Origin of the sequence: Streptococcus oralis subsp. oralis, assembly GCF_002096455.1 — a bacterium.
GTDB lineage: Bacteria > Bacillota > Bacilli > Lactobacillales > Streptococcaceae > Streptococcus > Streptococcus oralis_CY.
The window spans coordinates 424,342-437,748 of record NZ_NCUL01000008.1; the positions used below are offsets into that span (position 1 = coordinate 424,342).

Consider the following 13,407-nt stretch of genomic DNA (forward strand, 5'->3'; position numbering starts at 1 on the left):
AAGTTTTGTCCAGAACTTTGTCTAGCATAAGAAGGAAATCTATCTCTAGAAATGTTAGTGTTTTCAAGTTGTTAGATAGAATACTTCAGATTGTTTCTGAAATCAAAAGATTCTTGAAAAAGATAGAATATTCAACAAATGCTATATTAAGATACTTTATCGTGTGAATTAATCTGCTTGTATTAATTTGAAATATAAAGTACTTTCTCTGTAATGTAATTGAAATGTGTTACTAGTATATTAAAATTAGTAAGAATTTTTTGCATATACGAAACTGGGGGAGTGATATGTTGGAAACTTTTGGAAAAATATTCAAAGTCATTAGAGAATCAAAAAAAATGTCCCTGAAAGAGGTAGCTGCTGGTGATATTTCCGTGGCTCAGCTATCCCGTTTTGAACGGGGAGTCAATGGGATCACACTTGATTCTTTTTATTGCTGTTTAAAAAATATGGCCGTTTCCCTAGAGGAGTTTCAGTATGTTTACCATAATTACATTGATTCAGATGATGTGCTGTTCTCAAAAAAAGTAGCTGATGCATATCAGGAAAACAATGTTGTCAAGCTCCAAAATATTTTGTCAAGCTCAGAAGCTTTGACCGAACAGTTTCCTGAGAAGAAAAACTATAAACTCAATACAATCATTGTCAGGGCCCTCTTGTCCTCCTGTTGCTCAGATTTTCAGATTAGCAAGAAGGATATTGAATTCCTGACGGATCATCTCTTTTCTGTTGAGGAGTGGGGACGTTATGAACTCTGGCTTTTTACAAACAGTGTTGATTTGATGACCTTGGAAACGCTGGAAACCTTCGCTAGTGAGATGATCAATCGTACCCAGTTTTATAATAACCTACCTGAAAATCGCCGCCGTATTATCAAGATGCTACTTAATGTCATTAGCGTCTGTATCGAAGGAAACCATCTGCTAGTTGCTATGAGGTTTCTCAATTATCTCGACCACTCTAAAATTCCTGAAACAGATCTATATGATCGAACGCTGATTAAGTATCATAGGGCTCTCTACTCCTACAAGGTTGGGAATACCAATGCTCTCAGTGACATCGAGCAATGCCTATCTTTTTTTGAATTTTTAGATTCCTTTGGTGTTGCTCAAAAGCTTAAAGAACAGTTTGAAAGAATTTGCCTTTCATAGTTGTAGATGTGCAACAAAAAATGATCATTTTGAAAAATATACTAGAATAAGAGCGTAACTTTATACTAAATTCAGAAGGAGGCTTTATGATGGAGAAAAAGATTCATTATAAGATGCATAAAGTTAAGAAAAACTGGGTAGCCATTGCTTTGACTACCTTGGCCCTTATTGTAGCACCAAAGGTACTTGGTCTAGAACCAGGCGTTGTCCATGCGGATGATGTAAAGCAGGTTGTAGTTCAAGAACCTGCTACAGCTCAGACTAGTGGTCCGGGTCAGCAAACTCCAGCCCAAGCTAACGTAGCTTCTGAGAAAGAAGTAGAAAAAGCAACCCCTGCAGACAAGGTGACAGGCGATGTTGCTGCTAGTGAAAAACCTGCTAAACCAGCAGAAAATACGGAAGCAACAGTTCAAACCAATGCTCAAGAGCCTGCTAAACCAGCAGATACGAAAGAAGCATCTACAGAAAAGGCTGCTGTTGCTGAAGAAGTTAAAGCTGCTAATGCAATCACAGAAACTCCTAAAACAGAAGTAGCAGAGCAGAATAAACAAGCAGGGCCAACAACTGCCCAAGACCAAGAAGGCGGCAAACGAGAAAAATCGGCTGTTGAAGACAAGATTGTTGCAAATCCAAAGGTTGCAAAGAAAGATCGCTTGCCTGAACCTGCTCAAAAACAAGGAGCAGTAGCTGAAAGAATGGTGGCAGCTCAGGCTCAACCTGCACCTGTAAATGCTGACCATGATGATGATGTCCTATCTCATATCAAGACCATTGATGGTAAAAATTACTATGTTCAGGACGATGGTACAGTTAAAAAGAACTTTGCAGTTGAACTTAATGGGAGAATACTTTATTTTGATGCAGAAACTGGTGCCTTAGTTGATTCAAATGAATATCAGTTCCAACAAGGAACCAGCAGTCTCAATAATGAATTCTCCCAAAAGAATGCTTTCTATGGTACGACTGACAAGGATATTGAAACTGTAGACGGTTATTTGACAGCAGATACTTGGTATCGTCCAAAGTTCATCTTAAAAGATGGAAAAGCATGGACGGCTTCGACAGAAACAGACTTGCGTCCTCTTTTGATGGCTTGGTGGCCTGATAAACGTACTCAAATTAATTACCTCAACTATATGAACCAGCAAGGTCTGGGAGCAGGTGCTTTTGAAAACAAAGTTGAACAAGCTCTTCTGACAGGTGCTTCTCAGCAGGTTCAGCGCAAAATTGAGGAAAAAATTGGTAAAGAAGGCGATACCAAATGGTTGAGAACGCTGATGGGTGCCTTTGTCAAAACCCAGCCAAACTGGAATATCAAGTCAGAGTCTGAAACAACTGGTACTAAAAAGGACCACTTGCAGGGTGGAGCTTTGCTTTATACTAATAATGAGAAGAGCTCTCATGCTGACTCTAAGTTCCGTCTGCTTAACCGTACCCCTACTAGTCAAACAGGTACACCTAAGTACTTCATTGACAAGTCAAATGGTGGTTATGAGTTCTTGCTCGCTAACGACTTTGACAACTCTAATCCAGCTGTTCAAGCCGAACAACTCAACTGGTTGCATTTTATGATGAACTTTGGAAGCATCGTAGCCAATGATCCGACTGCTAATTTTGATGGAGTTCGTGTCGATGCGGTGGACAATGTCAACGCAGACTTGCTCCAAATCGCATCTGACTACTTCAAGTCTCGCTACAAGGTGGGAGAAAGTGAAGAAGAAGCTATCAAGCATTTGTCTATCTTGGAAGCTTGGTCTGATAACGATCCTGACTACAACAAAGATACTAAAGGTGCTCAACTAGCAATTGACAACAAGCTACGCTTCTCCTTGCTTTATTCATTCATGCGTAATCTATCTATCCGTAGCGGAGTAGAGCCAACGATTACAAATAGTCTAAATGACCGTTCTTCTGAAAAGAAAAATGGCGAACGGATGGCTAACTATATCTTTGTTCGGGCTCATGACAGTGAAGTACAAACCGTTATTGCCGACATCATCCGAGAAAATATTAATCCAAACACGGATGGTTTGACCTTTACTATGGATGAACTCAAGCAAGCCTTCAAGATCTACAACGAAGATATGCGCAAGGCAGACAAGAAGTATACGCAGTTCAACATCCCAACTGCTCATGCTCTCATGCTCTCCAATAAAGACTCTATCACTCGGGTCTACTATGGTGACCTCTATACCGATGATGGTCAATACATGGAGAAAAAATCTCCTTACCACGATGCTATCGATGCCTTGTTGCGTGCTCGTATTAAGTATGTAGCAGGTGGACAAGACATGAAAGTCACATATATGGGTGTACCTCGTGAGGCTGATAAATGGTCTTACAATGGTATTTTGACTTCTGTTCGCTACGGTACTGGTGCCAATGAAGCAACAGATGAAGGAACAGCAGAAACCCGTACCCAAGGGATGGCTGTTATTGCTTCTAACAACCCTAACCTGAAACTGAACGAATGGGATAAACTGCAAGTCAATATGGGAGCAGCCCACAAGAATCAATACTATCGCCCTGTGCTTTTGACGACCAAAGATGGTATTTCCCGTTATCTAACTGACGAAGAAGTGCCGCAATCGCTCTGGAAGAAGACAGATGCTAATGGCATTTTAACCTTTGATATGAATGATATTGCAGGCTACAGCAATGTACAGGTTTCTGGTTATCTGGCTGTTTGGGTACCAGTTGGCGCTAAGGCAGATCAGGATGCTCGTACAACAGCAAGCAAGAAGAAAAATGCTAGTGGTCAAGTTTACGAATCTAGCGCAGCCCTTGATTCTCAGTTGATTTACGAAGGATTTTCTAACTTCCAAGACTTTGCAACCCGCGATGACCAATATACCAATAAAGTCATTGCTAAAAATGTCAACCTCTTCAAGGAATGGGGAGTAACTTCATTTGAGCTACCACCTCAGTATGTATCTAGCCAAGACGGTACTTTCTTAGATTCTATCATTCAGAATGGTTATGCCTTTGAAGACCGCTACGATATGGCGATGAGCAAGAACAATAAATATGGTTCTTTAAAAGATTTGCTCAATGCTCTTCGTGCGCTTCACAGTGTCAATATCCAAGCCATCGCGGACTGGGTACCAGACCAAATCTATAACCTACCAGGTAAGGAAGTGGTAACAGCAACACGTGTCAATAACTACGGAACCTACCGTGAAGGCGCAGAAATCAAGGAAAAACTCTATGTAGCTAATAGTAAGACCAATGGGACTGATTTCCAAGGTAAGTACGGTGGAGCCTTCTTGGATGAGCTTAAAGCTAAATATCCAGAAATCTTTGAACGAGTACAGATTTCCAATGGTCAAAAAATGACAACAGATGAGAAGATTACCAAGTGGTCGGCTAAGTACTTCAATGGTACCAATATCTTAGGTCGTGGGGCTTACTATGTTCTTAAAGACTGGGCTAGCAACGACTATCTCACTAACAAAAATGGCGAGATAGTATTGCCTAAGCAATTAGTTAATAAGAATGCTTACACAGGATTTGTTAGTGATGCCAATGGTACTAAGTTCTATTCAACTAGTGGTTATCAAGCTAAAAATTCCTTTATCCAAGATGAAAATGGAAATTGGTATTACTTCGATAAACGAGGCTATCTTGTAACAGGTGCTCATGAAATTGATGGCAAGCACGTTTATTTCTTGAAGAATGGTATTCAACTTCGTGATTCTATCCGTGAAGATGAAAATGGTAATCAGTACTACTATGATCAAACTAGTGCCCAAGTTCTCAACCGTTACTACACTACTGATGGTCAAAACTGGCGTTACTTTGATGCCAAGGGCGTTATGGCTCGAGGTCTTGTCAAGATAGGAGATGGACAGCAATTCTTTGATGAAAACGGCTATCAGGTTAAGGGCAAGATTGTGAGTGCTAAAGATGGCAAACTTCGTTACTTTGACAAGGATTCAGGAAATGCTGTTATCAATCGTTTTGCTCAAGGTGATAACCCAAGTGATTGGTACTATTTCGGAGCAGATGGAGTTGCAGTGACAGGTCTTCAAAAGATTGGTCAACAAACACTTTACTTTGACCAAGATGGCAAGCAAGTCAAGGGTAAAATCGTGACACTTTCAGATAAGAGTATCCGTTACTTTGATGCCAACTCAGGAGAAATGGCGGTCGGCAAGTTTGCTGAAGGTGCCAAGAACGAATGGTATTACTTTGACAAAACTGGTAAAGCAGTGACAGGTCTTCAAAAGATTGGCAAACAAACACTTTACTTTGACCAAGATGGTAAGCAAGTCAAGGGTAAAGTAGTAACTTTGGCTGATAAATCCATCCGTTACTTTGATGCCGACTCAGGAGAAATGGCAGTCGGCAAGTTTGCAGAAGGTGCCAAGAACGAATGGTATTACTTTGACCAAACTGGTAAAGCAGTGACAGGCCTTCAAAAGATTGACAAACAAACACTTTACTTCGACCAAGATGGCAAGCAAGTCAAGGGCAAAATCGTGACACTTTCAGATAAGAGTATCCGTTACTTTGATGCTAACTCAGGAGAGATGGCAACCAACAAGTTTGTCGAAGGTTCCCAGAATGAGTGGTACTATTTTGATCAAGATGGAAAAGCAGTGACAGGCTTGCAGCAGGTTGGTCAACAGACTCTCTATTTCACGCAAGACGGCAAGCAAGTCAAAGGAAAAGTTGTTGATGTGAATGGGGTTAGTCGATATTTCGATGCCAATTCAGGGGATATGGCTCGAAGCAAATGGATTCAACTTGAAGATGGAAGTTGGATGTATTTTGACCGCGATGGTAGAGGTCAAAACTTCGGAAGAAACTAATCGAATTTAGCTCAATAAAAATCAAACTTTATCTGATGATATACAAAAACGATAACACCTTAAAAGGACGTTATCGTTTTTTGCCTGTTTGGAGAATAAATTACAATTGAAAAGAAAGATGGAATCATTGGGAACTGTAATGAATTAACAAGGGACTCCATATTGGAATAATCTTTTTCTGCACTCTATTGTGGTATTCAAAGCAATGAGTATTCTATTTTTAAAGTTTGAAAATCCAAAAGCGTTTCGTTTGTGAACAATGACGCGGTTGTTAGTAGTTTCTATTCTTTAATTTGTACATTTGAGATAAGAAAGATTTTGCTTGATTATTTATAGAGGAGCTATTCTTCACAAAAAGGCTCCATAGATGCAATAGTGTTTTACTCTCTATATAAATTATAGAGCCGAAAAATCTAGGAAATCATCGCTTTTTTCATAAAAAAATGGTATAATGAAGGGTATGAAATATCACGACTATATATGGGATTTAGGTGGTACCCTATTGGATAATTATGAGACTTCTACTGCAGCCTTTGTAGAAACCTTAGCCCAATACGGAATAGAGCAAGAACACGACCGAGTCTACGAAGCTTTGAAGGTTTCGACAGCTTTTGCCATCGAGAAGTTTGCACCAAATATCGAGGGTTTTTTAGAGAACTACAAAGAAAATGAAGCGCGTGAGCTAGAACATCCAGTTTTGTTTGAGGGAATTCCAGAATTACTCAAAGACATTTCGGACAAGGGTGGCCGCCATTTCTTGGTTTCTCATCGAAATGACCAAGTACTAGAACTTCTTGCTAAGACCCAGATAGCGAACTACTTCACCGAGGTGGTGACTGCCAGTTCTGGCTTTAAACGGAAACCAGATCCTGAGTCCATGATTTATTTACGTGATAAATATCATATTACATCTGGTTTGGTCATTGGTGACAGAAATATTGATGTAGAAGCAGGTAAAGCTGCTGGCTTAGATGCCTATCTTTTTAATAACGTTGCGACATTGAGACAAGCAATAGACATGTAAGAAAAGGGAAAAAATGACAGAAGAAATCAAAAATCAACAGGCACAGGATTATGATGCCAGTCAAATTCAAGTTTTGGAGGGACTTGAAGCTGTTCGTATGCGTCCAGGTATGTATATTGGATCGACTTCAAAAGAAGGTCTTCACCATCTAGTATGGGAAATCGTTGATAACTCAATTGACGAAGCCCTAGCTGGATTTGCCAGTCACATCCAAGTCTTTATAGAGCCAGATAACTCCATCACCGTAGTGGATGATGGGCGTGGAATTCCTGTTGATATTCAGGAAAAGACAGGACGTCCCGCTGTTGAGACCGTCTTTACAGTTCTTCACGCTGGAGGAAAATTCGGCGGTGGCGGATACAAGGTTTCAGGTGGATTACACGGTGTAGGTTCATCAGTAGTAAACGCTCTTTCAGCTCAACTAGATGTTCATGTCCATAAAAACGGTAAGATTCATTACCAAGAATACCGTCGTGGTCATGTTGTTGCTGATCTTGAGGTGGTTGGAGATACGGATAAAACGGGAACAACAGTTCACTTCACACCAGATCCAGAGATTTTTACAGAAACAACAACTTTTGACTTTGAAAAATTAAACAAACGTATTCAAGAACTAGCCTTTTTGAACCGAGGCCTTCGAATCTCCATCACAGATAAGCGTGATGGTCTCGAACAGACTAAACATTACCACTATGAGGGTGGGATTGCTAGCTACGTTGAATATATCAACGAGAACAAGGATGTGATCTTTGATACACCTATCTACACAGACGGTGAGATGGATGATATCACAGTTGAAGTAGCCATGCAGTACACAACTGGTTACCACGAAAACGTCATGAGTTTCGCCAATAACATTCACACCCATGAAGGTGGTACGCATGAGCAAGGTTTCCGTACAGCGCTGACACGTGTTATCAATGATTATGCTCGTAAGAATAAACTACTAAAAGACAATGAAGATAACCTAACAGGGGAAGATGTTCGTGAAGGTTTGACTGCAGTTATCTCTGTTAAGCATCCAAACCCGCAGTTTGAAGGACAAACCAAGACCAAACTGGGGAATAGTGAAGTAGTTAAGATTACCAACCGCCTCTTCAGCGATGCCTTCTCTGATTTCCTCATGGAAAATCCACAGATTGCCAAGCGTATCGTGGAAAAAGGGATTTTGGCTGCCAAGGCTCGTGTAGCTGCAAAGCGTGCGCGTGAAGTCACTCGCAAGAAATCTGGCTTGGAAATTTCCAATCTTCCAGGAAAACTAGCAGACTGTTCTTCTAACAACCCTGCTGAAACCGAACTCTTCATCGTCGAAGGAGACTCAGCTGGTGGATCAGCCAAATCTGGTCGTAATCGTGAATTCCAAGCTATCTTGCCAATTCGTGGTAAGATCTTGAACGTTGAAAAAGCTAGCATGGATAAAATCCTTGCCAACGAAGAAATTCGAAGCCTTTTCACAGCCATGGGAACAGGATTTGGTGCAGAATTTGATGTCACTAAGGCTCGTTACCAAAAACTCGTTTTGATGACCGATGCCGATGTTGATGGAGCCCACATTCGAACTCTCTTGCTAACCTTGATTTACCGCTATATGAAACCAATCTTAGAGGCTGGTTATGTCTACATTGCCCAACCACCGATTTACGGGGTTAAAGTTGGAAGTGAGATCAAAGAATACATTCAACCTGGTGCAGATCAAGAAATTAAACTCCAAGAAGCCTTAGCACGTCACAGTGAAGGGCGTTCAAAACCAACCATCCAACGTTATAAAGGTTTGGGAGAAATGGATGACCACCAATTGTGGGAAACAACCATGGATCCTGAACATCGCTTGATGGCGCGTGTTTCGGTAGATGATGCTGCCGAAGCAGATAAAATCTTTGATATGTTGATGGGAGATCGAGTAGAACCTCGTCGCGAATTTATCGAAGAAAACGCTGTTTACAGTACACTTGACGTCTAAAAAATGTGGGAAATAGTTCCCTTGGTTTAAAAAATATGATATAATCATTACGATTGTTTCTAGTATAAAAGGAGTTTGATATGTCTAATGGACAACTAATTTATCTAATGGTTGCGATTGCAGTCATTCTGATCTTAGCTTATGTAACAGCCATCTTTTTACGTAAGCGTAATGTAAGCAGATTAACGGCCCTTGAAGAAAGAAAAGAAGAACTCTACAACCTTCCTGTAAATGATGAGGTTGAAGCCGTTAAAAACATGCACTTGATTGGTCAAAGCCAGGTGACCTTCCGTGAATGGAACCAAAAATGGGTTGATTTATCTCTGAATTCATTTGCTGATATTGAAAATCACCTCTTTGAAGCTGAAAGCTACAATAATTCTTTCCGTTTCTTCAAAGCAGCTCACAAGATTGATCAAATTGAGAGCCAAATCGGCTTGATTGAAGAAGACATTGCTGCTATTCGCAATGCTCTCTCAGAACTTGAAAAGCAAGAATCTAAGAATAGTGGCCGTGTCCTTCATGCCTTGGACTTGTTTGAATCCCTTCAACATACTGTTGCAGAAGATTCGGAGAAATATGGTAAGGCCCTTCCTGAGATTGAGAAACAATTGGAAAACATTCAATCCGAGTTCTCTCAATTTGTTACCCTAAATTCATCAGGTGACCCAGTTGAAGCGGCAGCAATTCTTGATTCAACTGAAAATCATATTCTTGCTTTGACACACATCGTTGAGCGAATTCCAGCTCTTGTTGAAACCTTGACAGAGGAACTGCCAGAACAATTAGCAGATTTGGAAGAAGGCTATCGCAAGCTGTTGGATGCCAACTACCACTTTACAGAAACAGATATCGAGTCCCGTTTCCAACTTTTGCACGAATCTCTGAAAAATAATCAAGAAAATATTCGTCAGTTGGAATTGGACAATGCAGAGTATGAAAATAATCGTATTCAAGAAGAAATCAATGCGCTTTATGATATCTTCACTCGTGAAATTGCAGCTCAAAAAGTGGTTGAAAGTCTTCTTGCTACATTACCAACTTATCTTAACCACTTGAAAGAAAATAATCAGGTGCTTGTTCAGGACCTTGAACGCTTGACTAAAACCTACCTTCTTCCTGAAAGTGATGGCAATCATGTTCGTCGTCTTCAAGCAGAATTGGCTGCACTTGATACAGCTATCTTAGAGGTAACAGAAGACCAAGGCGAGCCAACTCAAGCCTTCTCTGTTCTTGAAGAACAGTTGGAAATGCTTCAAAGCAACCTCAAGGATATAGAGGATGAGCAAATCTCTGTTAGCGAACGACTTGCGCAAATTGAAAAAGACGACCTCAATGCTCGCCAAAAAGCAAATGTCTATGTGAACCGTTTGCATACTATCAAACGTTACATGGAGAAGAGAAACTTGCCAGGTATTCCTCAAAGTTTCTTGAAACTTTTCTTTACTGCAAGTCATAACACAGAAGATTTGATGGCAGAGTTAGAACAACCACAAGTGAATATTGAATCGGTTAAACGAATTCTTGAAGTCGCAACAAATGATATGGAAGCACTTGAAACAGAAACCTATGATATCGTTCAATATGCAACCTTGACTGAGCAACTACTCCAATACTCAAACCGTTACCGTTCATTTGATGAGCGTATCCAAGAGGCCTTCAACGAAGCGCTTGAAATTTTTGAAAAAGAGTTTGACTACCAGGCGTCATTTGAAAAAATTTCACAAGCCTTGGAAGTTGCTGAACCAGGAGTCACAAACCGTTTTGTAACTTCATATGAGAAAACACGTGAAACGATTCGTTTCTAAACGAGAAGCTTAGATATTTCTAAGCTTTTTTATTTTTCTAAAAAGAAATCAGAATTCTTGTTTATCATTGAAATAATAGCCTCGATTTGATATGATGGAAATATGAAAAAAAATAGAGCGAAACGTGTTTCTCACGATAAAACGAGAAGGCTATTGCTTTCCCTTGTTGGAATCTTAGGAATTGCTACGATTCTATTAGGAAGTGCTATTGGTTATAAGCTACTACAAAAGCAATCTTACGAACAAAAAATTGAAGCGCTAAAAAGCGAAAAGGACCAGCAATTCAACTCAGGTAGTCAGAAGGACCATTTCCGAAAAGGTCAAGCTGAGGTGATTGCCTACTACCCTCTGCAAGGAGAGGAAGTCATTGCGTCTGTTAGAGAAAAAATCAACCAGGATATTAAAGAAAAGCTGGAAGATAAAGAGGACTTGGTCTTTTATTATAGTGAGCAATTGGATCCCGTCTTAAAGGGAGTTGTTGCTCGTAATATCAGCAAGCAAGTCTACGATTTGTCTGCATCAAAGGTTGAAGAAAAAGAAAAGACTTCTTTAGGGAAAATTTTCTTGACCGAAGATGGGAAAGCTTTTGACCTCAGTAAACTCTTCAAAGATGCAAGTAAGGCTAAGGAACTCTTACTGAGTCAAATCAAATCAACTCTAGAAGATAAGAAACTTGACCAGGCAAAAATTGATCAAGTTATAAAGAGCTTCACAGACCAAGAATTGACATCTTGGAGCTTTGATTATAAGGATAGTCAAATCATCCTTTATCCTGCTAATCCTGGAGAGACTGTTGAGGAAATTGCTTTGCCAATATCTAGTTTCTTTGATGTCATTGAGTCTTCTTATCTATTAGAAAAGGATGCTGAACTTTACCAAGCATACTTTGCTAAGAAAAATAAAAAGGTTGTAGCCTTGACCTTTGACGATGGTCCAAATCCAACTACAACCACACAGGCTTTGGATACTTTAGCTAAATATGGTGTAAAAGCAACCTTCTTTGTACTTGGTAAAAACATTGCAGGTAATGAAAATCTTCTAAAACGAATGAAATCAGAAGGTCATGTTGTAGGAAACCACAGCTGGAGTCATCCCGTTCTTTCACAACTTTCGCTCGAAGACGCTAAAAAGCAAATCACTGATACAGAAGATTTGTTAACTCAAGTTTTAGGATCAAGCTCTAAACTGATGCGCCCACCTTATGGTGCCATCACTGATGATATTCGAAACGGCCTTGATTTAAGCTTCATCATGTGGGACGTGGATAGTTTGGACTGGAAGAGTAAAAACGAGACAGCCATTTTGACAGAGATTCAACGTCAGGTTCGCAATGGTTCCATCATCCTCATGCATGATATTCATGGTCCTTCGGTTAATTCTCTACCAAGTGTCATTGAGTATTTAAAGGGTGAAGGGTATACATTTGTGACCGTTCCTGAATTGCTCAATTCTCGCTTGAAAGCTCACGAGATCTATTACGATCGTGATCAATAATTGTTAAAATCTAAAGGGGCAAGTGTTCTGATAATCAGGATTTTGTTTCTTTAGATTTTCTTCACATAGAAAGGAAAAACGATGAAATCTTACAACCTTAATAATGGAGTTTCAATTCCTGTACTAGGATTTGGAACATGGAAAGCTGAAAATGGAGAGGTAGCCTACCAAGCCGTTTTAGAAGCCTTAAAGGATGGTTATCGACATATCGATACTGCAGCTATCTATAAAAATGAGGAAAGTGTTGGTCGTGCTATTCGAGATAGCGGTATTCCAAGACAAGAAATCTTTGTAACGACCAAACTCTGGAATACCAATCACAGCTATGATGAAGCTCGCCAAGCATTTGAAGAATCAATGGAAAAACTGGGATTGGATTATCTAGATTTGTACCTTATCCATTGGCCAAATCCAAAACCTTTAAGAGAAAATGACGAATGGAAAACTCGCAATGCTGAAGTCTGGAGAGCGATGGAGGATCTTTACCAAGAAGGCAAAATCCGTGCTATCGGCGTTAGTAATTTCCTTCCTCATCATTTGGATGCCTTGCTTGAGACAGCAAGAGTCATTCCAGCGGTCAATCAGGTGCGCTTGGCACCAGGAGTTTATCAAGAGGAAGTGGTTGACTACTGTAGAGAGAAAGGAATTCTCTTAGAGGCTTGGGGGCCATTTGGACAAGGAGAGTTGTTTGAACAGAAAGAAGTCCAAGAAATTGCTGCGAAGCATGGGAAATCAGTGGCTCAAATTGCCTTGGCTTGGAGTTTGGCAGAAGATTTTTTACCCCTACCTAAGTCAGTGACAGCCTCTCGTATCCAGAGCAATCTTGACTGTTTTGGAATTGAACTCAGCAAAGACGAGCGAGAAGTCTTAAAGACAATTTCAGTGACTTCGGGCGCACCTCGTGTGGATGAGATGGATTTTTAATTTTTAAAATCGATTTATACCGAATTAACAAAGACTAGGAATTTTAAATCCTAGTCTTTTTATGTATAAAAAATCTAAATTGTTTGTATAATGAAATAATTTTATGGATTGAAATATAGGAACGAATTTAAAAAACTTTGGTTTGATGGGGCAAATAACACGAATTATAAAATTAAATAAGTAAAATATATACGTAAATATTACATTTTTGTGACAATTCAGATTTTTATGA

Annotated in this window: 7 protein-coding genes; all 7 read left to right on the top strand. The window is 39.8% G+C overall.

Features of this window, described 5'->3' with window-relative positions; translation table 11 throughout:
* Nucleotides 1-287 precede the first annotated feature (287 nt).
* The 7 genes from B7720_RS06585 to B7720_RS06615 all read left to right on the top strand — a co-directional run bounded on the left by B7720_RS06585 (nt 288) and on the right by B7720_RS06615 (nt 13,175).
* Entirely contained in the window at nt 288-1,151 is an 864-nt protein-coding gene (locus tag B7720_RS06585; protein ID WP_000894366.1) for a helix-turn-helix domain-containing protein, read from the top strand.
* Between the two features lie 86 nt (nt 1,152-1,237).
* Entirely contained in the window at nt 1,238-5,965 is a 4,728-nt protein-coding gene (locus B7720_RS06590) for a glycoside hydrolase family 70 protein (RefSeq protein ID WP_084857165.1), read from the top strand.
* Nucleotides 5,966-6,425: 460 nt separating this feature from the next.
* Nucleotides 6,426-6,989, top strand: a complete 564-nt coding sequence (locus B7720_RS06595) for an HAD-IA family hydrolase (protein ID WP_008289140.1) — start codon at nt 6,426-6,428, stop codon at nt 6,987-6,989.
* A 13-nt stretch (nt 6,990-7,002) separates the two neighbouring features.
* Nucleotides 7,003-8,949, top strand: coding sequence for a DNA topoisomerase (ATP-hydrolyzing) subunit B (gene gyrB / locus B7720_RS06600; protein ID WP_084857167.1), 1,947 nt, complete (start codon nt 7,003-7,005; stop codon nt 8,947-8,949).
* 80 nt (nt 8,950-9,029) lie between these two features.
* Nucleotides 9,030-10,757 (top strand): septation ring formation regulator EzrA, encoded by a 1,728-nt coding sequence (gene ezrA / locus B7720_RS06605; protein WP_084857169.1) that lies wholly within the window; start codon nt 9,030-9,032, stop codon nt 10,755-10,757.
* A gap of 102 nt (nt 10,758-10,859) precedes the next feature.
* On the top strand, nt 10,860-12,251 hold the full coding sequence (gene pgdA / locus B7720_RS06610) for a peptidoglycan-N-acetylglucosamine deacetylase PgdA (RefSeq protein ID WP_084857171.1): 1,392 nt from the start codon (nt 10,860-10,862) through the stop codon (nt 12,249-12,251).
* Between the two features lie 81 nt (nt 12,252-12,332).
* Complete coding sequence (locus B7720_RS06615) at nt 12,333-13,175, top strand: aldo/keto reductase (protein ID WP_084857173.1); 843 nt, start codon at nt 12,333-12,335, stop codon at nt 13,173-13,175.
* The last annotated feature ends 232 nt before the right edge of the window (nt 13,176-13,407 follow it).

What these genes read in the sequence shown, in the direction of transcription:
- B7720_RS06585 (WP_000894366.1), top strand. Translation starts at nt 288, where the DNA reads ATGTTGGAAACTTTTGGAAAAATATTCAAAGTCATTAGAGAATCAAAA.
- B7720_RS06590 (WP_084857165.1), top strand. Translation starts at nt 1,238, where the DNA reads ATGATGGAGAAAAAGATTCATTATAAGATGCATAAAGTTAAGAAAAAC.
- B7720_RS06595 (WP_008289140.1), top strand. Translation starts at nt 6,426, where the DNA reads ATGAAATATCACGACTATATATGGGATTTAGGTGGTACCCTATTGGAT.
- gyrB (WP_084857167.1), top strand. Translation starts at nt 7,003, where the DNA reads ATGACAGAAGAAATCAAAAATCAACAGGCACAGGATTATGATGCCAGT.
- ezrA (WP_084857169.1), top strand. Translation starts at nt 9,030, where the DNA reads ATGTCTAATGGACAACTAATTTATCTAATGGTTGCGATTGCAGTCATT.
- pgdA (WP_084857171.1), top strand. Translation starts at nt 10,860, where the DNA reads ATGAAAAAAAATAGAGCGAAACGTGTTTCTCACGATAAAACGAGAAGG.
- B7720_RS06615 (WP_084857173.1), top strand. Translation starts at nt 12,333, where the DNA reads ATGAAATCTTACAACCTTAATAATGGAGTTTCAATTCCTGTACTAGGA.